This window comes from Streptomyces sp. YJ-C3, from assembly GCF_053891275.1.
This window is the reverse complement of the sequence record NZ_CM132685.1, coordinates 8103624-8123501: the sequence shown is the minus strand read 5'-3', so window position 1 is coordinate 8123501 and position 19878 is coordinate 8103624. Positions and strand designations below refer to the sequence as shown.

Below are 19878 nucleotides of genomic sequence, written 5' to 3'. Positions count from 1 at the left end.
AACGGATTTTCGGGGGACCTCGCCGCGCGGCGGCCCCTGATCCGGCGCCCGGCCGGATTCCCTCGGCCCATGACCAGCCCCACCGTGCGCGGCGGCATCGCCGCGCTGCTCGCCCTCGCCGCCGTCCTGCCGGCCGGCCCGGCCTTCGCGGACCCGGAACCGCCCCGGCCGGCGGCCCCCGCCCCGGCGCTCGTCCCCGGCATCCGGCCCGCACCGTCCCAGCCCTGGCAGCAGGACACCCCGGACCAGACCCTGGCGCCGCACGTGTACCGGCCGAGCGCCGCCGAGGACGCGATCGAGCCCGCCGCGCCGCCCGCCGCGGCCGACGACCTCATCGAGTACGTGCCGCCGAGCGAGGTGCAGGCGGCGCCGGGGAGCCTCGGCGCGCCCGCGGCTGCCACCTGTACGAAGAAGACCGGCAGCCACCAGCGGCAGGTCGAGCGGTGGCTGAAGCTCAAGGTCGACGGCAAGCAGTCGCCCGCCGACTGCAAGGCCGTCCGCGCCTTCCAGACCAAGCAGGGCATCCGCCCGAACATCGGCTACGCCGGGCCCGTCACCTGGGCCCGGATGCAGTGGCTGTCCGCCCGCAAGAACCCGAACGCGGCGAAGAAGTGCCCCACGCGCGCGTACCGCCTCGCCTGCGTCGACCTGCCGCGCCAGCTGATGTGGGTCAGCAAGGGCAAGAAGATCGTCTTCGGCCCCGTCCCGATCCGCAGCGGGCGCTCCGGGTACGTGACCCGCACCGGCTGGCACAAGGTCTACTGGAAGCACAAGAACCACTGGTCGTCGATCTACAACACCCCCATGCCGTACAGCCAGTTCTTCAGCGGCGGGCAGGCCTTCCACGCCATCTACGGCAATGTCCACAACCCGCCCGGCTCGCGCGGCTGCGTGAACATGCGGCTCGCCGACGCCAAGAAGCTGTGGGGCGTTCTGAAGAAGAACGACCGGGTTTACGTGTGGGGACGAAAGCCCGGTACCTGAGGGCTTGTCGGAGAGCTCTGAGAGACTGGGCGCACGATGAACGAGAACGTGACTGCCCCGCTCCGCGCCCGCGCCGAGATCGACCTCGGCGCACTGAAGGCCAATGTGCGGTCCCTGCGCGCCCATGCGCCGGGGGCCGCGTTCATGGCCGTCGTCAAGGCGGACGCGTACGGGCACGGCATGATCCCGGTGGCCCGCGCCGCCAAGGAGGCGGGCGCCGACTGGATCGGCACCGCCACCGCCGAGGAGGCCCTGGACCTGCGCGCCGCCGGGCTGCCCGGCCGCATCATGTGCTGGCTGTGGGTGCCCGGCGGGCCCTGGCGCGAGGGCATCGAGGCCGACCTGGACATGTCGGTGAGCGGCCTGTGGGCCCTGCGGGAAGTCACGGACGCCGCACGCGACTTGGGGCGCCCCGCCCGGATCCAGCTGAAGGCCGACACCGGGCTCGGGCGGGGCGGGTGCCTGCCCGCCGACTGGCCCGAGCTGGTCCGCGAGGCGCTCGCCGCGCAGGCCGCCGGCCTCGTCACGGTCACCGGCCTGTGGTCGCACTTCGCCTGCGCCGACGAGCCGGGCCACCCGTCCATCGCGGCGCAGCTGACCTGCTTCCGCGAGATGGTCGGGTACGCGCAGGAGCAGGGCGTCACCCCGGAAGTGCGGCACATCGCCAACTCGCCGGGCACGCTCACCCTCCCCGAGACCCACTTCGACCTCGTCCGTCCCGGCATCGCGATGTACGGCATCTCGCCGAGTCCGCAGCTGGGCACGCCCGCCGACTTCGGGCTGCGCCCCGTGATGTCCCTCAAGGCGTCGCTCGCGCTGGTGAAGCACGCGCCGGGTGGACTCGGCGTCAGTTACGGGCATCACTACGTCACGCCGGGCGCGACCACCCTCGGACTGGTCCCGCTCGGCTACGCGGACGGCATCCCGCGGCACGCCTCCGGCACCGGCCCGGTCCTGATCGGCGGCAAGCGGCGCACGGTCGCCGGGCGGGTCGCGATGGACCAGTTCGTCGTCGACCTCGGCGGCGACGAGCCGGCCGCGGGCGACGAGGCGGTGCTGTTCGGCCCCGGCGACGCGGGCGAGCCGACCGCCGAGGACTGGGCGGCCGCGTCGGGCACCATCGCGTACGAGATCGTGACGCGCATCGGTTCTCGAGTTCCGCGCGTGTACGTGGACGAAGAATGACCCGGACGACCTGAGACACCGAACGGCATCCCGTAGGAGGAGCGGCACGTGAGCGAGAGCAGCGCACAGGCCACGGCGGCCGTCGCCGAAGCCGCGGCTTCGGCGAGCTGGCGACGGGCCGGTCTCGCCGGTGCCGCGATAGGCGTGGTCGCCGCGGGCGCCGCCGCCGGTGTCGCCATCGAGCGGCTGACGGTCGGGCGGGGCATGCGCCGCAAGGCCCGGCTGGCCCTCGACGCGTCCGGCCCCTACGGCTCGCTGCGCGGCGTCCCCGGCCGGGCCCGCGCCGCCGACGGCACGGAGCTGTACTACGAGGTCGACGAGGTCGAGCCGGACAGCGGCACGGGCACGCGCAGGCGCCGCCTGTTCGGCCGCAGGACCCCGGCCCCGGTCACCGTCGTCTTCAGCCACGGCTACTGCCTCAACCAGGACTCCTGGCACTTCCAGCGCGCGGCCCTGCGCGGTGTCGTGCGCTGCGTGTACTGGGACCAGCGCAGCCACGGCCGCTCCGGGCGCGGCATGGAGCAGGACGTGCGGACGGGGGACGGCACGCCCGTCTCCATCGACCGGCTCGGCGACGACCTCAAGGCGGTCCTCGACGCGGCGGCGCCCGAGGGCCCGATCGTGCTCGTCGGCCACTCCATGGGCGGCATGACCGTCATGGCGCTGGCCGACCGGTACCCCGAGCTGGTCCGCGACCGCGTCGTCGGGGTGGCCCTGGTGGGCACGTCGTCGGGCAGGCTCGGCGAGGTCAACTACGGACTGCCGGTGGCCGGGGTGAACGCGGTGCGGCGGGTGCTGCCCGGCGTGCTGAAGGTGCTGGGGCAGCGGGCCGACCTCGTCGAGAAGGGGCGGCGCGCGACGGCGGACCTGTTCGCCGGGATCATCAAGCGGTACTCGTTCGCGACGCGCGACGTGGACCCGTCGGTCGCCCGGTTCGCCGAGCGGATGATCGAGGGCACGCCGATCGACGTGGTCGCCGAGTTCTACCCGGCGTTCCAGGACCACGACAAGGCGGACGCCCTGAAGCGTTTCGCGGAGCTGCCGGTCCTGGTGCTGGCCGGGGAGCAGGACCTCGTGACGCCGAGCGAGCACAGCGAGGCGATCGCGGCGGTGCTGCCGGACGCCGAGTTCGTGCTGGTGCCCGACGCCGGGCATCTGGTGATGCTGGAGCACCCGGAGGCCGTCACGGACCGCCTCGCGGACCTGCTGGCCCGCGCCGGAGTGCTGGGCGCAGCCGCTACCGTGGGGAGCCATGGAGACACCGGCAGCACCGCACAGCCCGGCGGCTGATCCCGCCACCCCCGTCACGACCGTCACGGTCACCGTCAACTCCCCGGACGAGATGCGGGAGTTGGGCCTGACCCTGGCCAAGCAACTGCGCCCCGGCGACCTCGTCATGCTCACCGGCGAGCTGGGCGCGGGCAAGACGACGCTGACCCGCGGGCTCGGCGAGGGGCTCGGCGTGCGCGGCGCGGTGACCTCGCCCACGTTCGTGATCGCCCGCGTGCACCCGCCGCTCGGCGAGGGGCCCGCCCTGGTGCACGTCGACGCGTACCGGCTCGGCGGCGGCCTCGACGAGATGGAGGACCTCGACCTCGACGTGTCCCTGCCGGACTCGGTGGTGGTCGTGGAGTGGGGCGACGGCAAGGTCGAGGAGCTCGCCGACGACCGGCTGCACGTGCTCATCGACCGGGCGACGGGCGACACCACGGACGAGGTGCGCGTCGTGACGCTGAACGGCATCGGCGGCCGCTGGGCCGAGGCGGACCTGGGCTCGCTCGGCGGCTGATCCGCACGTTCCCCGAACGTTCCCGACAGGGCGTCGGCAAAATGTTGCGCGACGCCCGTTCGGCGTGGTCACATGGAGACCGGCCCTGGTTAGGTTTACCTAACCACGTCTGCTCGGGAGGCGTCCATGTCGGCTTCAGAACGTGACGTGCGGTGTGCTGCGCCGGTCGCGGGGCGTGACCGGGCGCGCGAGGTGTCGATGAGCGAACTGCTGGCGTCGTGCGCGGCGGCCAGGGCGGTCTCCACCCCGCCGGCCGCGGAGGTCCCGGTGTCCGTCGGGCCCGTGCCGCGGGAGCGGCCCGCCGACGCGGCCTGATCCGCCCGACCGGCCCGCGCGGGCGGTGGCTACGGAACGACGACGATCTTCCGGCCGAACGTCGCGAACTCCCACATCGCCTTGCCGTCCGCCCGCGACTCCCGGATGCCGCCGGTCTGCTTCGAGGGGTCCGGCTCCGGCGTGGAACCGTCGACGGCCGCGCTGAACCCGACCGCGACCCCGCCCGTGTTCGCGAACCGCACGACGTGCTCGATCGGCACCCCGTCGGTGCCGGTGATCGTCCCGGAGCGGGAGGTCACCGCGTACTTGCCGGGCGCCGGGTCCACCGTGCCGGGCGTCACCTTGTACGTGCGCTGCGCCTTGCCGTTCGCCCCGACCAGCCAGACCCGGTCGGAGCCCAGCGCGTAGACGACGCGTTCGCCGGCCCCGGACTGCGCGGGCAGCGCCGTCGGGTCGGCCTTGTCCTTGGGGGAGCGGGACGCCGTCGAGGAGGGGGAGGTGCCGTCCTTCGGCTTGCCGAGGTGGGACGGTGCGTTCGCCGAGGCCTGGTACGTGAGGAAGCCGACCACGGCGAGCGCTCCCGCGGTCAGCGCGGTCACGAATCCGGTGCTGCTCCGTGCCACCAGGTGCCTGCCTCTCATGTACGCATGTACGACGCCAGTGACGGCTCTGAGTGACGTTAGCAGCAGGGGCCCGGCGGGCCCGGGTTGCCGGAGGGCGGACGTGTCCGGCTCCGCGGAGCCGTAGGCTGTTTGCGTGCTGCTGCTCGCCCTGGATACCGCCACCCCTGCCGTCACCGTCGCCCTGCACGACGGCACGGCCCCCGTCGCCGAGTCGAGTCAGGTCGACGCCCGCAGACACGGGGAGCTGCTGCTGCCCGCCGTCGACCGGGTGCTCGCCGAGGCCGGGGTGAAGCTCGACGCCGTGACCGGGATCGTCGTGGGCGTGGGCCCGGGACCGTACACCGGACTGCGCGTCGGCCTGATGACCGCCGACACCTTCGGGCTCGCGCTCGGCGTCCCCGTGCACGGCGTGTGCACGCTGGACGGCCTCGCGTACGCCGCCGACGTCGAGGGCCCCTTCGTGGTCGCCACCGACGCGCGGCGCAAGGAGGTGTACTGGGCGCGCTTCGACAACCCGCGCACCCGGGTCACCGAGGCCGCCGTCGACCGGCCCGCCGACATCGCCGAAGCCGTCGCCGGACTGCCCGCGGTCGGCGCGGGCGCGCTGCTCTACCCCGACACCTTCGCGGACCCGCGCGGCCCCGAGCACGTGTCCGCCGCCGCGCTCGCCGCCCTGGCCGCCGAGAAGCTGGCCGCGGGCGAGGAGCTCCTGGAGCCCCGGCCGCTGTACCTGCGCCGCCCCGACGCCCAGGTCCCCAAGAACTACAAGGTGGTCACCCCCAAGTGACCACCGTGACGGCCGAACTGCGCGAGATGCGCTGGTGGGACATCGATCCCGTGCTCGCCCTGGAGAAGGACCTCTTCCCGGACGACGCCTGGTCGCGCGGCATGTTCTGGTCCGAGCTCGCGCACGCGCGCGGGGTCGGTTCGACGCGGCGCTACGTCGTCGCGTACGACGGCGACCGGCTCGTCGGGTACGGCGGGCTCGCCGCCTCCGGGACCGCGTCCGACGGCGGCTCCGCCGAGGGGGCCGACGTGCAGACCATCGCCGTCGCCCGCGACCACTGGGGCACCGGGCTCGGCGCCCGGCTGCTCACCGAGCTCCTGCGGCACGCCACCGCCTTCGAGGCCGCCGAGGTGCTGCTCGAAGTACGCGTCGACAACACGCGCGCGCAGCGGCTCTACGAGCGCTTCGGCTTCGAACCGATCGGCTTCCGCCGCGGCTACTACCAGCCCGGCAACGTGGACGCCCTCGTGATGCGCCTGAACACCAACACCGTGAGTGAAGAGAAGAACCATGGCTGACGAACCGCTCGTCCTCGGCATCGAGACCTCCTGCGACGAGACCGGCGTCGGCATCGTCCGCGGCACCACGCTGCTCGCCGACGCCGTCGCCTCCAGCGTCGACGAGCACGCCCGCTACGGCGGCGTCGTGCCCGAGGTCGCCTCCCGCGCGCACCTGGAGGCGATGGTCCCGACGATCCAGCGCGCCCTGAAGGACGCGGGCGTCACCGCGAAGGACCTCGACGGGATCTCCGTCACCGCCGGGCCCGGCCTCGCCGGTGCGCTGCTCGTCGGCGTCTCGGCCGCGAAGGCGTACGCGTACGCGCTCGGCAAGCCGCTCTACGGCGTCAACCACCTCGCCTCGCACATCTGCGTCGACCAGCTGGAGCACGGCTCGCTGCCCGAGCCGACGATGGCGCTGCTCGTCTCCGGCGGTCACTCGTCGCTGCTGCTGTCCACCGACATCACCTCGGACGTACGGCCCCTCGGCGCGACCATCGACGACGCGGCCGGCGAGGCCTTCGACAAGATCGCGCGGGTGCTGAACCTCGGCTTCCCGGGCGGCCCCGTCATCGACCGGTACGCCAAGGAGGGCGATCCGAACGCCATCTCCTTCCCCCGCGGGCTCACCGGGCCGCGCGACCCCGCGTACGACTTCTCCTTCTCCGGCCTGAAGACCGCCGTGGCCCGCTGGATCGAGGCCAAGCGGGCAGCCGGCGAGGACGTGCCGGTGCGCGACGTGTCGGCGTCCTTCCAGGAGGCCGTCGTCGACGTGCTGACCCGCAAGGCGGTGCGGGCCTGCAAGGACGAGGGCGTCGACCACCTCATGATCGGCGGCGGGGTGGCCGCCAACTCGCGGCTGCGGGCGCTGGCCGAGGAGCGCTGCGAGCGGGCCGGGATCCGGCTGCGCGTGCCGCGCCCCAAGCTGTGCACGGACAACGGCGCGATGGTCGCCGCGCTGGGCGCCGAGATGGTGGCCAGGAACCGGCAGCCGTCGTCCTGGGACCTGTCGGCGGACTCCTCGCTGCCGGTGACGGAGCCGCACGTGCCCGGCCACGACCACGGCCATCACCACGGCCACGATCACGTGCACGAGGTCAGCAAGGAGAACCTCTACTCGTGACCGTCGCGCTGATGTGGGAGGCCCGGGCCGTCGAGGGCCACGGCAAGGAGCTGCTGGCCTGGGCGAAGGCGCAGGGCCTGGAGCGGGAGCCGGAGCGTCGCGAGACGTTCCGGGCGCCCGCCGACCGGGTCCTCGTGATCACCTGGTGGGACGCGGAGTTCGACGCCGAGCTGCCCGAACTCCCCGAGCCCGACGCCGAGTTGGTGACGCGTGCGGTGCACCGGTGGCGGTTCGAGACGGCCTGACGCACGGCCCGGCGGGCGGGCGGGAGAGTCTGAGAACTGACTGAAGATTTCCGAAATCGCGTGCCAACTGGTTTACCGCTGTAATAATTCGGACTTATGTTCCCTCTGTGACTGAGCAGAAACGGTTCCGTGCGCGTGCGGTGAAGGTGGTGGCGATCGCCGTCGGCTGCGTCCTCGTGCTCGGCGGGGCGGGCGCGGGGTGGCTCTACTGGCACTTCGACCACAACATACGCAGCGTCGACATCGACAGTGCCCTCGGCGACGACCGCCCGGCCAAGCCGGTGGCCGTCGCCTCGCCCACAGAGTCCGCGTCGGCGTCGGCGTCGCCGTCGGTCGAGCCGGTCGAGCCGGTCGAGAGGGGCGTCCTCAACATCCTGGTCCTGGGCTCCGATTCCCGGACCGGCAAGGCGAACAAGGCGCTCGGCGGCGGCGACAGCGGCGGGGCCCGCTCCGACACCGCGATGGTCGTGCACCTCGACGCCGGCCGCACCGAGGCGACGGTGGTGAGCATCCCCCGCGACACCCTCGTCGAGCGCCCCTCCTGCCCGACGGAGTCCGGCGGCACGACCTCGGTCGCGTACAACGTCATGTTCAACAGCGCCTATGCGGTGGGCGGTCCGGTCTGCGCGGTGAAGACCGTCGAGCACCTCACCGGGGTGCGCATGGACCACTATCTGGAGATCGACTTCGCGGGCTTCGCGAAGCTCGTCGACGCGCTCGGCGGGGTGAACGTCACGACGACCGAGGACATCGACGACGACCGCAGCCGGCTGCACCTGGAGGCGGGCCACCACCACCTCGACGGCAAGGACGCGCTCGCCTTCGCGCGCACCCGGTACGGCGTCGGCGGCGGCAGCGACCTGGGCCGCATCAAGCTCCAGCAGCAGCTCGTGAAGTCGCTGATGGGCCAGGTCTCGGACAGCGGCCTGCTGACCGATCCGGCCCGCCTCTACAACGTCGCCGACGCGGCCACCGGCAGCCTCACCGCGGACACCGGACTCGACTCGCTCTCCGAACTGACCGGCCTGGCACGCAGTCTGGGCGATCTGCCGGCCGACTCCGTGAAGACGGTGATGATGCCGGTCGTGCGCGCGCCGTCGGACGTGAACCGGGTGGTGGCGGACGAGCCGGAGGCGGGGAAGCTGTGGAAGTCGCTGCGCTGAGGGCCGTCCCGTACGGATCTGCCCGCGTGCGTCAGTGCGTGTACGTCAACAGGTACCGCCAGAACAGCAGTTGACGCACCTCGCTGCCGGGCAGCAGGCGGGCCGACTCCGTGCGGATCTGCGGCAGTGTCATCTCCGGCTGCCGGACCGGGGCCCCGGGCGGGCGTGTGCGGACGCCGCGGACGCGCTCGGCGCCGTACACCGCGGCCCGGGCCACCGCGTTCGCCGGGACCGCGGCCAGGTCCCGGGGCGTGGCACCCGCGGAGCAGCCGAGGACGAGGAGGCGGCCGCCGGGCGCGAGGGCGTCGCGGAAGCGGGTCACCGTGTCGAACGGCATGTGGTGGAGGCCGGCCAGGCAGGTGATCGCGTCGTAGTGGGCCGTCGGCAGGGCGGTCGTGGCGGCGTCCGCCAGGCGGTAGTGCGGGCCGCCGCCGGTCGCCTCCGCCGCGGCCAGCGTCGCCGGGTCCGCGTCGAGCGCGTCGACCCGGTAGCCGTGCGCGACGAGGCGGCGCGCGAAGCGGCCCGTGCCGCAGCCGGCGTCGAGCGCGGTGCCGCCGCGCGGGGGCAGATGGCGCAGCAGCAGGCGGTGGTAGTGGTCGTTGTGGTCGAACGGCATGGGGGAGCACCCTGGCAGGCCGGGGGTGAGCGGGGCGTAAGCGCCCTGGACAACCCCGCCGGCCTGCGGGAACGTACGGCCGAAAAGAATCTTCGAAGAAATCCGGCGGCCGTGTCGATCCGGCCGTCCCCTGTTCGACGCAAGGGTGAGAGGCCGGCAGCGGCCACCCGTTCACCACGAGGAGAAGACGATGCCCCGCTACCTGACGATGGTCCGCATCGACGAGAACAACGCCCCCGCCGAGGGCCCCAGCGACGAGCTGATGCAGCGCATGGGCGCGCTCATCGAGGAGATGACGAAGGCCGGCGTGCTGCTCGACACGGCGGGTCTGGCGCCGACCGCGCAGGGCAAGCGCGTGCACTACGAGAAGGGCGACATCACCGTCACCGACGGCCCCTTCACCGAGTCCAAGGAGGTCATCGGCGGCTACGCGATCATCCAGGCGAAGGACGAGGCCGAGGTCCTGGAGTGGACCAAGCGGTTCCTGCGGGTCCACGAGGAGCACTGGACCGTCACCTCCGAGGTCCGGGAGATCGTCGGCGGCTGAGCCTTGGCCGCGGGCCCCGGCCGGTGTCTGATGGTGGGCTGTGACAGAGCAACGCTCCACGGCCCGCCCGGACGCCGCCGCGACCCGCGCCATCGAGACGGTCTTCCGCATGGAGGCGCCGCGCATCATCGCCGCCGTGACCCGCGTCGTGCGCGACGTCGGCATAGCGGAGGAGCTGGCGCAGGACGCGCTGGTCGCCGCCCTGGAGCAGTGGCCGGACACCGGCGTCCCGGACCGCCCCGGCGCCTGGCTCACCGCCGTCGCCAGGCGCCGCGCCGTCGACCTGGTGCGCCGCCGCGAGAACTACGCGCGCAAGCTCGAAGAGGTCGGCCGGGCGACGGAGTTCGCGTACGAGGCACCGGCCGCCGCCGACCCGGACGACATCGACGACGACCTGCTGCGCCTCGTCTTCATGAGCTGCCACCCGGTGCTGTCCGCCGAGGCCCGGGTCGCGCTCACGCTGCGCCTGCTCGGCGGTCTGACCACCGCCGAGATCGCCCGCGCGGTCCTCGCCCCCGAGCCGACCGTGGCCCAGCGCATCGTCCGCGCCAAGCGCACCCTCGCCACCCGCAACGTCGCCTTCGAGGTGCCCTACGGCCCCGACCGCGAGGCCCGGCTCGGCTCGGTCCTGGAGGTCATCTACCTCATCTTCAACGAGGGGTACGCGGCCACGGCCGGGGAGGACCATCTGCGGCCGGGGCTGTGCGAGGACGCGCTGCGGCTGGCCCGGGTGCTCCAGTCGCTGATGCCCAAGGAGCCCGAAGTGCACGGTCTGGCGGCCCTGTTGGAGCTGCAGTCCTCCCGCGCGGCCGCCCGGACGGCGGCCGGCGGGGGGCCCGTGCTGCTCAAGGACCAGAACCGGTCGCGCTGGGACATGACGCTGATCCGGCGCGGGTTCGCCGCGCTCGGCCGGGCGGACGCGGCGGCCTCCGGCGGTCCCGGCCCGTACGCGCTGCAGGCCGCGATCGCCGCGTGCCACGCCCGGGCCCACGTGTACGAGGAGACCGACTGGGCCCAGATCGCGGCCCTCTACGCCCTCCTCGCGGTCCGCGCCCCGTCACCGGTGGTCGAGCTGAACCGGGCGGTGGCGGTGTCCATGGCACAGGGCCCGGCGGCGGGACTGGCGATCGTGGACGCGATCGCCGGTGAACCGGCGCTGCGGGACTACCACTTGTTGCCGAGTGTGCGGGGCGATCTGCTGGAGCGGCTGGGGCGGGGGGAGGAGGCGCGGGCGGAGTTCCTGCGGGCGGCCGGGCTGGCCCGCAACGAACGGGAGCGGGAGTTCTTGCTCGGCCGTGCCGACGGCTGATCCGCGGCGGGCACGGGGGCTCTGGCCCGGACCCGCTCCTCAATCGCCGGAGGGGCTCGTTCCCGGCTGCCCCACCAGCATGGTGGGGGCCCCGGCGACGCGGGTCAGGAACACCGTCGCCGCCCGCTTCCCGAAGGGCTTCGGCATCGCCTTGCGCCGCAGTTCCTCCGGCTCGACGGCCGACCCGCGCTTCTTCACGGTCAGCACCCCGACCTCCCGCTCCCGCAGCAGCGCCTTCAACTTCTTCACGTTGAAGGGAAGCCGGTCGGTGATCTCGTACGCGGTGGCGTACGGCGTCGGGTGCAGCTCGTCCGCGGTGACGTACGCGATGGTCTCGTCGATGAGCCCGCCGCCGACCTCCTTCGCCACCTCGGCGACGAGATGCGCGCGGATGACGGCGCCGTCGGGTTCGTACAAGTACCGCCCCACGGCACGCACTTCGGGGTCCGGCAGCCCGCTCCCGGCCAGCTCCCGCGGCCCGGGGAGCAGAGTGGCCCGCATTCTCCCGGGCTCCGTGCCGAACCACAGCACGGCCTCCTTCACGTCACCCCGGTCCGAGATCCACTCGGCGTCGGCCTCGGCCGGGATCGCCTCGTGCGGGATGCCGGGGGCGATCTTCAGCGCGGCGCGCGGGGCCGAGAGCGCGGCGGTGACGGCCCAGGACAGCGGAGGGGAGTAGGCCTCGGGGTCGAAGATCCGCCCCCGCTTCGTGGAGCGGCGCGCGGGGTCCACGAACACGGCGTCGTACGCGGAGGTGTCGACCTGTGTCACATCCGCCTCGCGCACCTCGATGAGGCCGGCGAGCCCGAGCGCCTCGGCGTTGGCCCGGGCCACGGCGCACGTCCCCGGGTCCCGGTCGACGGCGAGCACCGCGATCCCCGCGCGGGCCAGCGCGATCGCGTCGCCGCCGATGCCGCAGCACAGGTCGGCGACGGACCGGACGCCGAGGGCCCGGAAGGACTCGGCCCGGTGCGTGGCGACGCCGGTCCGGGTCGCCTGCTCGACCCCGTTCGCCGTGAAGTACATGCGGGCCGCGTCCTCGGGCCCGAACTTCGCCACCGCGCGCTGCCGCAGCCGGGCCTGGGCGAGCGCCGCCGAGACGAGCTCGGCCGGGTGCTCGCGGCGCAGCCGGGTGGCGAGCGCGAGCTCCTGCGCCGGGTCGTGGTCGCGCAGTTCTTCGAGCAGGGCCCGGCCCTCGGGGGACAGGAGGGCGGAGAAGTCGTCGGGGGTCGAGAAGGAGCTCACCCGGCCCATTGTGGGCCAGTCGGAGGACGGTGCGCGCCCGGCGGCGGTGTCGGCCCCTGATCAGGGCCTTGAGCTGCAAAGATCCGGCGCCATGCAACTAGTACGACAAAACGAAGAAACCGCCGCAAAGGTGACCCCCGCGCGACCCGGGAAGCGGGCGGCGTTCCGCGTCACGGCCGCCGCTCTCGCCGCCGCCGCGCTGGCCACCGGCTGTGCCTCCGGTTCGGGCGGCGAGGCGGTGCGGCCGGCGCCCGGGCAGCAGGGCCTGAACGCGCCGCCGGCCCGCGCCCTCGACTCGTACGCCACCAAGCTCAAGGTCCAGCAGGCGCAGCGGGCCGCCGCGGCCAGGCGCTGGGGCGTGGCGAAGGTGCCGCTCGCCGCGCCGAAGCCGCCCGCGAAGAAGCCCGTCATCAAGCCGCGCAAGGGCTTCGAGGTCGACGACCAGGCCGAGCTCGGCCTGCCCCCCGTCTTCACCACGATCCCCACCAAGGACAAGGTCGTCTTCCTCACCATCGACGACGGGGCCGACAAGGACCCGCAGTTCCTGAAGATGATGAGCGACCTCAAGATCCCGTACACGGCCTTCCTGACCGATGCCGAGGTCAAGCCCGACTACGCCTACTTCAAGCGGGCCCAGAGCCTGGGTGTCACCCTCAACAACCACACGCTGCACCACCCGTACCTGCCGGGCCTGTCCTACGCGCGGCAGAAGCACGAGATCTGCGGCATGCAGGACGTCATCGAGAAGAAGTACGGCAAGCGGCCCACCCTCTTCCGGCCCCCGTTCGGCAACTACAACCAGGACACCCTGAAGGCCGCCAAGGCCTGCGGCATCACGTACGCGCCGATCTGGAACGCCGAGGCGTTCGTGGACCGGATGGACTACCGCGAGTGGGACCGGGACATCCATCCGGGCGACATCATCCTCACGCATTTCCGGGGACGCTCGGACTGGAAGGGCACCATGCCCGACATGATCCGCAAGTTCCTGAAGTACGTCACCGACAAGGGGTACGCGGTGGCCCGCCTGGAGGACTACCTGTGACAACTCCCTGGGCGGGGGCGGCCGTTCGGGCGGCCGGGGTGCGGCGGGCCATCGCCTGCGCCCTGGCCGCCGCGCTGCTCACCGGGTGCGCGCAGTCCGTCGACCCGATCGAGCGGATGGGCAGGAAGGCCGCGCAGAAGGTCCGGCACCATCCGCGTCCGGCGGCCGGCGCCGCGGGCCCGGCGGCCCCGGGCGCCCATCGCCGCTGGGGCCTGCCGGCCCCGCTGGCCCCGGCGCCGGGCCCCCCCGCCCAGCGGGTGCTCCCGCCCCGGGCGCCGGGAAAGGTCCCCCCGGTCATCGACCGCGTCCCGACCAAGGACAAGGTCGTCTTCCTCACCTTCGACGACGGCGCGGAGAAGGACTCCCGCTTCGTCGACATGGTCCGTGACCTGCGGCTGCCGATCTCGATGTTCCTCACGCACTCCGTCGCGGGTCCCGGCTACGACCACTTCGGCCAACTGCGGGCGCTCGGCGCGGGAGTGGAGAACCACACCCTCACGCACCCCTTCCTGCCCGGCCTCGGCTACGTGGAGCAGCACGCGGAGATCTGCGGCCAGCAGGACCGCCTCAAGGGCCGCTTCGGCACCGCCCCGCGCCTGCTCCGCCCGCCCTACGGCAACTACGACGCGGACACGCTGCGGGCGGCCGGCGCGTGCGGCATCGACGCGATCGTCCTGTGGCGCGCCTCGATGCAGATCAACGACCTGCGCTACGCCGACGGCGACCGCCTGCGCCCCGGCGACATCATCCTGACCCACTTCCGCGGCCCGTCCGACCTCAAGGGCACGACGCTGACCGAGATGACGACGCGGATGCTGCGGCGCATCCAGGAGCAGGGGTTCACCGTGGGACGGCTGGAGGACTACGTCTGAGCCCGCTGCCAGGCGGCGACCGCCAGGGTCACCGTCCAGGCGGCGGCGAACAGCTGGACCGCGCCGGCGTACGGGCGCCGCAGCCACAGCAGCGCGGCGCCGAACAGCAGGGTCATGGCGGCGCCGCCGCCCCACCACCACACCTCGGTCCAGTCCGTGGCCGGCGGCGGGCCCCCCGACTTCGGGTCGTAGGACGACCGGGCCATCCCGTGCAGCATCAGGGAGAAGCCCGCGAGCAGGGCGTAGCCGATCTCCAGGAACACCACGAAGGCCACCACGCAGCCACCGGTGAACGCGTCGTCGTCCTGCCGCGCCTGCGCGCTCACGCCGAGGCCAGCCGGGCCAGTGCCGCGAGGCCCAGGAAGGCGCCCGCGAGGAGCTGCGCCCCCGCGGTGACCGGCAGCCCCGCGCGCCCGCCGAAGGCGAAGGCCGACGCCGCGATCAGGACGGCGAGACCCAGGTAGGTCCACGACCACGCCTCCTGGGCGGGGCGGACGTGGGCGGCGAACTGCCAGATCGTGGTGACGGCGTACGCGAGCGCGTCCACGAACAGCACGAAGACAGCCAGGGCGATGTCGCCCACGAGGGATTTGCGATGCTGACCGGCCATGCCCGCACCCTCGTACGGAACCGGCGACTCCACCGCCCGCGTTCCCCAATCGAGACCGACCCGTGCCCCGAAGGAGCGCGGGGAACGGCGCGAGCGGTCACGGCGGAGCCGCACTCGGCAACGCGGGGAATCCCCCGCGGCGCATGGCCGGATCGGGGCGCAGCTCCGTTCGAAATCCCCCGCCGCGCCGGAGTCGATTAGCAGTCCGCTTGACCGAGTGCTAATCGCGGTCATAGTCTCGGCTCTGGCACTCCCCACCGGAGAGTGCCAACAGCGACGGGCAGGTCCGGCACCCGCGACGACGGATCCACCTGGTCGCCACCTCAGACAGTTAACCCCGTGAGATCTCCGAAGGGGGAGGTCGGATCGTGACGACCGCCAGCTCCAAGGTTGCCATCAAGCCGCTCGAGGACCGCATTGTGGTCCAGCCGCTCGACGCCGAGCAGACCACGGCCTCTGGCCTGGTCATCCCGGACACCGCGAAGGAGAAGCCCCAGGAGGGCGTCGTCCTCGCCGTGGGCCCGGGCCGCTTCGAGAACGGCGAGCGCCTGCCGCTCGACGTGAAGACCGGCGACATCGTGCTGTACAGCAAGTACGGCGGCACCGAGGTCAAGTACAACGGCGAGGAGTACCTCGTCCTCTCGGCTCGCGACGTGCTCGCGATCGTCGAGAAGTAATCACCTCGAAGCGAATGCTTTGAAGAGCTGCGCCCCTGGTCACCCTGCTCAAGCCGGGCGGCGAGGGGCGCAGTGTCATTACTCCAGTTTTCGAGAGGGCTGAACCGCTCCCATGGCGAAGATCCTGAAGTTCGACGAGGACGCCCGTCGCGCCCTCGAGCGCGGCGTCAACAAGCTTGCCGACACGGTCAAGGTGACGATCGGCCCCAAGGGCCGCAACGTCGTCATCGACAAGAAGTTCGGCGCCCCCACCATCACCAACGACGGTGTGACCATCGCCCGTGAGGTCGAGGTCGAGGACCCGTACGAGAACCTCGGCGCCCAGCTGGTGAAGGAGGTGGCGACCAAGACCAACGACATCGCGGGTGACGGTACGACCACCGCCACCGTGCTGGCCCAGGCCCTCGTCAAGGAAGGCCTGCGCAACGTCGCCGCCGGCGCCTCCCCGGCCGCCCTGAAGAAGGGCATCGACGCCGCGGTGAAGGCCGTGTCCGAGGACCTCCTCGCGACCGCCCGCCCGATCGACGAGAAGTCCGACATCGCCGCCGTCGCCGGTCTGTCCGCCCAGGACGCCCAGGTCGGCGAGCTCATCGCCGAGGCGATGGACAAGGTCGGCAAGGACGGTGTCATCACCGTCGAGGAGTCCAACACCTTCGGCCTGGAGCTCGACTTCACCGAGGGCATGGCCTTCGACAAGGGCTACCTGTCCCCGTACTTCGTCACCGACCAGGAGCGTATGGAGGCCGTCCTCGACGACCCGTACATCCTGATCCACCAGGGCAAGATCGGGTCCATCCAGGACCTGCTCCCGCTCCTGGAGAAGGTCATCCAGGCCGGTGGCTCGAAGCCGCTGCTGATCATCGCCGAGGACGTCGAGGGCGAGGCCCTGTCGACCCTGGTCGTGAACAAGATCCGCGGCACGTTCAACGCCGTCGCCGTGAAGGCCCCCGGCTTCGGTGACCGCCGCAAGGCGATGCTCCAGGACATGGCCACCCTCACCGGTGCCACCGTCATCGCCGAAGAGGTCGGCCTCAAGCTCGACCAGGCCGGTCTGGACGTCCTCGGCTCCGCGCGCCGCGTGACCATCACCAAGGACGACACCACGATCGTCGACGGTGGCGGCAACAAGGCCGACGTCGACGGCCGCGTCAACCAGATCAAGGCCGAGATCGAGAACACGGACTCCGACTGGGACCGCGAGAAGCTCCAGGAGCGCCTCGCGAAGCTCGCCGGCGGCGTCTGCGTCATCAAGGTCGGTGCCGCGACCGAGGTCGAGCTCAAGGAGAAGAAGCACCGTCTGGAGGACGCCATCTCCGCGACCCGCGCCGCGGTCGAGGAGGGCATCGTCTCCGGTGGTGGCTCCGCGCTCGTCCACGCCGTCAAGGTCCTGGAGGGCTCCCTCGGCAAGGAGGGCGACGAGGCCACCGGTGTCGCCGTCGTCCGCCGCGCCGCCGTCGAGCCGCTGCGCTGGATCGCCGAGAACGCGGGCCTCGAGGGCTACGTGATCGTCTCCAAGGTCGCCGAGCTCGAGAAGGGCTCCGGCTACAACGCCGCGACCGGTGAGTACGGCGACCTGGTCAAGGCCGGCGTCATCGACCCGGTCAAGGTCACGCGCTCCGCCCTGGAGAACGCCGCGTCCATCGCCTCCCTGCTCCTGACGACCGAGACCCTGGTCGTCGAGAAGCCGGCCGAGGAGGAGCCCGAGGCCGGTCACGGCCACGGTCACTCGCACTGAGGCGCTCCGCCGAGCTGACCTGAACCGAGGCCCGGCTCCCTGTCGCAGGGAGCCGGGCCTCGGCGTTTTCCTGATGCGGTTTCGACGGGAACGGCGCGACCGGCCACAGCGGACCCGCACCCGGCGACTACTGCGGCCCGTACTTGCGCCCCGTCTTCGACGTGATCCCGCCCAGCAGCGCGCGCGGCGTCACCTTCACCACGCCCATCAGCGCCTTGTACCGCGGATCCGGGATCGACAGGGACCTGCCGCGGGACAGATCGGTGAGCGCCGCCGCCACCAGCTTGTCGGCGTCCAGCCACATCCACTTCGGGATGTTGCCCGTGCCCATCCCGGCCCGCTGGTGGAACTCCGTACGGACGAAGCCCGGGCACAGCGCCATCAGCCGTACCCCGCTGCCCGCCAGGTCCTTCGCCGCGCCCTGGGTGAACTGCACGACCCACGCCTTCGACGCCCCGTACGTGCCGCGCGGCACGAACGCCGCGACCGACGCGACGTTGATCACGCCGCCGCGGCCGCGCTCGCGCATCACCTCCGTCGCCGCCGACGTCAGCCGCAGCACCGCCTCGCAGTGCACCTTCAGCATGGTCAGCTCGTCGGCCATGGGGACTTCCAGGTAGCGGCCCTTGTTGCCGAACCCGGCGTTGTTGACGAGCAGATCGACCGCGGCCTTACGGTCCTTCAGCCGCTCCTCGACCGCCGCGATGCCCTCGTCCGTGGCGAGGTCGGCCGTCAGTACCTCGGCCTCGATGCCGTGCCGGTCGTGCAGTTCGGTCGCCTGCTCCTGAAGCCGCTTGGTGTCGCGCGCGACGAGCACCAGGTTGTGGCCGTCGGCGGCGAGGCGCCGGGCGAACGCGGCGCCGATGCCCGCGGTGGATCCCGTGATCAGTGCCGTAGTCATGGGCCAAGGTTAGTGACGGTTCAGTGGTGCTCGTGATCACCGGGTCCTGCTCCGGCCGGGGTGTGTGCCCGCTGCCCCTTGTCGACGACCACGAACTGCCCCATCATCCCGCCGTCCTCGTGGTACAGCAGATGGCAGTGGTACATGAACGGGACGTCCGGATCGGCGAAATCGGGCCCTCCGTCGAACCGCAGCGCCAGCTTGACCGTCGTCCCGTTCGGCAGGAACACCGTGTCCTTGCGCCCGCGCAGCTCGGGCGGCGGCGTCCCGCCGTTGATCTCCAGCACCCTGAACTGCACATCGTGGACATGGAAGTTGTGCGGCATCCCGTTGCCGTTGTGCACGGTCCACACCTCGGTGCTGCCGCGCGTGACGGTCTCGTCGACGCGGTCCATGGCCATCGCCCGCCCGTTGATCCCGCTCATCTTCAGGTCGAAGGAGCGCGAACGCACCGCGTCGGCGGCCTCCGGGAGCTCCAACTCGCCCAGGACGTGCGGCACTTCGGGGGACGGTCGCAGGGTGCCCGCCGCCCGCAGCTGCAGTACGTCGAACGAGTCGTCCCCGCCGCCGAACCGGCGCTGCCACGCGTCCCCGTAGCCGTCGTGCGCGTCACTGCGCAGCACCGTGCGCTCACCCGGCTCCATCCGCACCACGACCTCGGCCCGCTCACCCGGCGACAGCCGTACCCGCTGCATCGCCGCGGGCCGCTCCAGCAGACCGCCGTCCGTCCCGACGAGCGCGAAGCCCCGCCCGTCCGAGAACCCGAAGTCGTACGTCCGGGCCGTGGACGCGTTCAGCAGCCGCAGCCGTACCCGCTCGTCACGCACGACCCGGTACGGATCGAGGGTGCCGTTCACCATGGTGCGGTCGCCGAGGAAGCCGACGGACCGCATCATCTTGTGCCCGTGGTCGAAGGCCGCCCCGTCGAACTTCACGTCCTGCACGATCACCGGCAGATCGTCCACGCCGTACGTCTTCGGCAGCGCGAGCCGCGCGCTCCTCTCGTCGTCGAGCAGGAACATCCCGGCGAGCCCGCGCTGCACGTGCCGCTCCGTCCGCCCGTGCGGATGCGGGTGGTACCAGAGCGTCGCGGCGGGCTGGTCGACGGTCCAGCGGGGCGTCCACTCCTCGCCCGGCCCGATCATCCGGTGCGGGCCGCCGTCCATCCGGGCGGGCAGATGCATGCCGTGCCAGTGCACGGTGGAGGGCTCGTCGAGCCCGTTGTGGACACGGACCTCGACCTTCTCGCCGCGCTTCGCGCGCAGCGTGGGACCCAGGTAGTCGCCGTTGAAGCCCCACGTCCTGGTCGTGCGGCCGGGCTCGAACTCCTTCTCGCCCGCCCGCATCCGCAGGTCGAAGACGCGACGGCCGCTCCTCTCGTCCAGCCGGGACGCGGCGAGCGGCGGCACCGCCAGCTCGTTGCGGAAGTCCGTCGTGCCGACGGTGCTCACCCGCGCGTCGTTCCAGAGCCACAGCACACCGCCGCCGACCGCGAGGACGAGGACGGTGACGAACGCGCCGAGGGCGACGAGGACGCGCTTGAGGCGGGACTTTCCGGCAGCTCGGGTCATGCGTCGAGCGTCCCGCCGGCCCCGCCGCGGCACATCGGGGGCGGCCCCTGACGCGCCCCCCGACTCAACCCCCGTACG

23 protein-coding genes are annotated in these 19878 nt (G+C 72.5%); 16 read left to right on the top strand and 7 right to left on the bottom strand.

What is annotated here, in order from left to right; genetic code table 11:
* The first annotated feature begins 69 nt into the window (after nucleotides 1–69).
* From ACVHNB_RS36635 to ACVHNB_RS36615, 5 genes are all read left to right on the top strand, one after another.
* A complete protein-coding gene (locus tag ACVHNB_RS36635; RefSeq protein ID WP_456226829.1) occupies nucleotides 70–984 on the top strand; it encodes a L,D-transpeptidase family protein in 915 nt (304 codons plus the stop codon).
* 36 nt (nucleotides 985–1020) lie between these two features.
* Nucleotides 1021–2169 carry an alanine racemase gene (alr, locus tag ACVHNB_RS36630; RefSeq protein WP_428954257.1) on the top strand — a complete coding sequence of 383 codons (1149 nt, stop codon included), beginning with the start codon at nucleotides 1021–1023 and terminating at the stop codon, nucleotides 2167–2169.
* Between the two features lie 48 nt (nucleotides 2170–2217).
* Complete coding sequence (locus ACVHNB_RS36625) at nucleotides 2218–3459, top strand: alpha/beta fold hydrolase (RefSeq protein WP_428954258.1); 1242 nt, start codon at nucleotides 2218–2220, stop codon at nucleotides 3457–3459.
* Nucleotides 3422–3958: a tRNA (adenosine(37)-N6)-threonylcarbamoyltransferase complex ATPase subunit type 1 TsaE gene (gene tsaE, locus ACVHNB_RS36620; RefSeq protein ID WP_428954259.1), complete on the top strand. Its 537-nt coding sequence runs from the start codon at nucleotides 3422–3424 to the stop codon at nucleotides 3956–3958. Before ACVHNB_RS36625 ends, tsaE begins: the two co-directional genes overlap by 38 nt.
* 126 nt (nucleotides 3959–4084) lie before the next feature.
* Complete coding sequence (locus tag ACVHNB_RS36615) at nucleotides 4085–4273, top strand: hypothetical protein (protein ID WP_456226828.1); 189 nt, start codon at nucleotides 4085–4087, stop codon at nucleotides 4271–4273.
* A 29-nt stretch (nucleotides 4274–4302) separates the two neighbouring features.
* Here the strand turns inward: ACVHNB_RS36615 and ACVHNB_RS36610 are convergent, their stop codons facing one another.
* Complete coding sequence (locus ACVHNB_RS36610) at nucleotides 4303–4875, bottom strand: hypothetical protein (protein WP_428954261.1); 573 nt, start codon at nucleotides 4873–4875, stop codon at nucleotides 4303–4305.
* Nucleotides 4876–4990: 115 nt separating this feature from the next.
* On the opposite strand from ACVHNB_RS36610, the gene tsaB reads away from it, so the two are divergent.
* The 5 genes from tsaB (at nucleotide 4991) to ACVHNB_RS36585 (ending at nucleotide 8672) form a co-directional block, all read left to right on the top strand.
* Nucleotides 4991–5644: a tRNA (adenosine(37)-N6)-threonylcarbamoyltransferase complex dimerization subunit type 1 TsaB gene (gene tsaB / locus ACVHNB_RS36605; protein ID WP_428954262.1), complete on the top strand. Its 654-nt coding sequence runs from the start codon at nucleotides 4991–4993 to the stop codon at nucleotides 5642–5644.
* 26 nt (nucleotides 5645–5670) lie between these two features.
* Nucleotides 5671–6162 carry a ribosomal protein S18-alanine N-acetyltransferase gene (rimI, locus tag ACVHNB_RS36600; protein ID WP_428957644.1) on the top strand — a complete coding sequence of 164 codons (492 nt, stop codon included), beginning with the start codon at nucleotides 5671–5673 and terminating at the stop codon, nucleotides 6160–6162.
* Nucleotides 6155–7264, top strand: coding sequence for a tRNA (adenosine(37)-N6)-threonylcarbamoyltransferase complex transferase subunit TsaD (gene tsaD / locus ACVHNB_RS36595; protein ID WP_456226827.1), 1110 nt, complete (start codon nucleotides 6155–6157; stop codon nucleotides 7262–7264). The genes rimI and tsaD overlap by 8 nt, the downstream gene beginning before the upstream one ends.
* The gene (locus tag ACVHNB_RS36590) at nucleotides 7261–7509 is read left to right on the top strand and encodes a hypothetical protein (protein WP_456226826.1); all 249 of its coding nucleotides are present in this window, start codon (nucleotides 7261–7263) and stop codon (nucleotides 7507–7509) included. Before tsaD ends, ACVHNB_RS36590 begins: the two co-directional genes overlap by 4 nt.
* Before the next feature lie 107 nt (nucleotides 7510–7616).
* A complete protein-coding gene (locus ACVHNB_RS36585) occupies nucleotides 7617–8672 on the top strand; it encodes an LCP family protein (RefSeq protein ID WP_456226825.1) in 1056 nt (351 codons plus the stop codon).
* Nucleotides 8673–8703: 31 nt separating this feature from the next.
* Here ACVHNB_RS36585 and ACVHNB_RS36580 read toward each other — a convergent pair whose 3' ends face one another.
* On the bottom strand, nucleotides 8704–9288 hold the full coding sequence (locus ACVHNB_RS36580) for a class I SAM-dependent methyltransferase (RefSeq protein ID WP_456226824.1): 585 nt from the start codon (nucleotides 9286–9288) through the stop codon (nucleotides 8704–8706).
* Between the two features lie 190 nt (nucleotides 9289–9478).
* Here ACVHNB_RS36580 and ACVHNB_RS36575 point away from each other — a divergent pair, with 190 nt between their 5' ends.
* Together ACVHNB_RS36575 and ACVHNB_RS36570 are read left to right on the top strand one after the other, a co-directional pair.
* On the top strand, nucleotides 9479–9835 hold the full coding sequence (locus ACVHNB_RS36575; protein WP_428954267.1) for a YciI family protein: 357 nt from the start codon (nucleotides 9479–9481) through the stop codon (nucleotides 9833–9835).
* Nucleotides 9836–9944: 109 nt separating this feature from the next.
* Nucleotides 9945–11144 carry an RNA polymerase sigma factor gene (locus tag ACVHNB_RS36570; protein ID WP_456228991.1) on the top strand — a complete coding sequence of 400 codons (1200 nt, stop codon included), beginning with the start codon at nucleotides 9945–9947 and terminating at the stop codon, nucleotides 11142–11144.
* 39 nt (nucleotides 11145–11183) lie between these two features.
* Here ACVHNB_RS36570 and ACVHNB_RS36565 read toward each other — a convergent pair whose 3' ends face one another.
* A complete protein-coding gene (locus ACVHNB_RS36565) occupies nucleotides 11184–12389 on the bottom strand; it encodes a class I SAM-dependent methyltransferase (RefSeq protein ID WP_456226823.1) in 1206 nt (401 codons plus the stop codon).
* Between the two features lie 91 nt (nucleotides 12390–12480).
* Between ACVHNB_RS36565 and ACVHNB_RS36560 the strand changes: the two genes are divergently transcribed.
* Both ACVHNB_RS36560 and ACVHNB_RS36555 read left to right on the top strand, forming a co-directional pair.
* Nucleotides 12481–13434, top strand: a complete 954-nt coding sequence (locus ACVHNB_RS36560; RefSeq protein ID WP_428954270.1) for a polysaccharide deacetylase family protein — start codon at nucleotides 12481–12483, stop codon at nucleotides 13432–13434.
* Nucleotides 13431–14306: a polysaccharide deacetylase family protein gene (locus tag ACVHNB_RS36555; RefSeq protein ID WP_428954271.1), complete on the top strand. Its 876-nt coding sequence runs from the start codon at nucleotides 13431–13433 to the stop codon at nucleotides 14304–14306. Before ACVHNB_RS36560 ends, ACVHNB_RS36555 begins: the two co-directional genes overlap by 4 nt.
* Here the strand turns inward: ACVHNB_RS36555 and ACVHNB_RS36550 are convergent.
* Together ACVHNB_RS36550 and ACVHNB_RS36545 are read right to left on the bottom strand one after the other, a co-directional pair.
* On the bottom strand, nucleotides 14297–14632 hold the full coding sequence (locus ACVHNB_RS36550; protein ID WP_428954272.1) for a hypothetical protein: 336 nt from the start codon (nucleotides 14630–14632) through the stop codon (nucleotides 14297–14299). The genes ACVHNB_RS36555 and ACVHNB_RS36550 overlap by 10 nt on opposite strands.
* Nucleotides 14629–14916: a hypothetical protein gene (locus ACVHNB_RS36545; protein WP_428954273.1), complete on the bottom strand. Its 288-nt coding sequence runs from the start codon at nucleotides 14914–14916 to the stop codon at nucleotides 14629–14631. The genes ACVHNB_RS36550 and ACVHNB_RS36545 overlap by 4 nt, the downstream gene beginning before the upstream one ends.
* Nucleotides 14917–15284: 368 nt before the next feature.
* Here ACVHNB_RS36545 and groES point away from each other — a divergent pair, with 368 nt between their 5' ends.
* Nucleotides 15285–15593: a co-chaperone GroES gene (groES, locus tag ACVHNB_RS36540; protein WP_016434667.1), complete on the top strand. Its 309-nt coding sequence runs from the start codon at nucleotides 15285–15287 to the stop codon at nucleotides 15591–15593.
* A gap of 112 nt (nucleotides 15594–15705) precedes the next feature.
* Nucleotides 15706–17328 carry a chaperonin GroEL gene (gene groL / locus ACVHNB_RS36535; protein ID WP_428954274.1) on the top strand — a complete coding sequence of 541 codons (1623 nt, stop codon included), beginning with the start codon at nucleotides 15706–15708 and terminating at the stop codon, nucleotides 17326–17328.
* Nucleotides 17329–17455: 127 nt separating this feature from the next.
* Here groL and ACVHNB_RS36530 read toward each other — a convergent pair whose 3' ends face one another.
* Nucleotides 17456–18229: an SDR family NAD(P)-dependent oxidoreductase gene (locus ACVHNB_RS36530; RefSeq protein ID WP_428954275.1), complete on the bottom strand. Its 774-nt coding sequence runs from the start codon at nucleotides 18227–18229 to the stop codon at nucleotides 17456–17458.
* Between the two features lie 20 nt (nucleotides 18230–18249).
* Entirely contained in the window at nucleotides 18250–19800 is a 1551-nt protein-coding gene (locus tag ACVHNB_RS36525; protein ID WP_456226822.1) for a multicopper oxidase family protein, read from the bottom strand.
* Nucleotides 19801–19878: the final 78 nt, after the last annotated feature.

Excerpts from the sequence above, each read along its gene's own strand:
- tsaD (WP_456226827.1), top strand. The coding sequence starts at position 6,155 with ATGGCTGACGAACCGCTCGTCCTCGGCATCGAGACCTCCTGCGACGAG.
- ACVHNB_RS36570 (WP_456228991.1), top strand. The coding sequence starts at position 9,945 with ATGGAGGCGCCGCGCATCATCGCCGCCGTGACCCGCGTCGTGCGCGAC.
- ACVHNB_RS36580 (WP_456226824.1), bottom strand. The coding sequence starts at position 9,288 with ATGCCGTTCGACCACAACGACCACTACCACCGCCTGCTGCTGCGCCAT.
- tsaE (WP_428954259.1), top strand. The coding sequence starts at position 3,422 with ATGGAGACACCGGCAGCACCGCACAGCCCGGCGGCTGATCCCGCCACC.
- ACVHNB_RS36525 (WP_456226822.1), bottom strand. The coding sequence starts at position 19,800 with ATGACCCGAGCTGCCGGAAAGTCCCGCCTCAAGCGCGTCCTCGTCGCC.
- rimI (WP_428957644.1), top strand. The coding sequence starts at position 5,671 with ATGCGCTGGTGGGACATCGATCCCGTGCTCGCCCTGGAGAAGGACCTC.
- ACVHNB_RS36615 (WP_456226828.1), top strand. The coding sequence starts at position 4,085 with ATGTCGGCTTCAGAACGTGACGTGCGGTGTGCTGCGCCGGTCGCGGGG.
- ACVHNB_RS36610 (WP_428954261.1), bottom strand. The coding sequence starts at position 4,875 with ATGAGAGGCAGGCACCTGGTGGCACGGAGCAGCACCGGATTCGTGACC.
- ACVHNB_RS36560 (WP_428954270.1), top strand. The coding sequence starts at position 12,481 with ATGCAACTAGTACGACAAAACGAAGAAACCGCCGCAAAGGTGACCCCC.
- ACVHNB_RS36575 (WP_428954267.1), top strand. The coding sequence starts at position 9,479 with ATGCCCCGCTACCTGACGATGGTCCGCATCGACGAGAACAACGCCCCC.
- groL (WP_428954274.1), top strand. The coding sequence starts at position 15,706 with ATGGCGAAGATCCTGAAGTTCGACGAGGACGCCCGTCGCGCCCTCGAG.
- ACVHNB_RS36635 (WP_456226829.1), top strand. The coding sequence starts at position 70 with ATGACCAGCCCCACCGTGCGCGGCGGCATCGCCGCGCTGCTCGCCCTC.
- ACVHNB_RS36530 (WP_428954275.1), bottom strand. The coding sequence starts at position 18,229 with ATGACTACGGCACTGATCACGGGATCCACCGCGGGCATCGGCGCCGCG.
- ACVHNB_RS36545 (WP_428954273.1), bottom strand. The coding sequence starts at position 14,916 with ATGGCCGGTCAGCATCGCAAATCCCTCGTGGGCGACATCGCCCTGGCT.
- alr (WP_428954257.1), top strand. The coding sequence starts at position 1,021 with ATGAACGAGAACGTGACTGCCCCGCTCCGCGCCCGCGCCGAGATCGAC.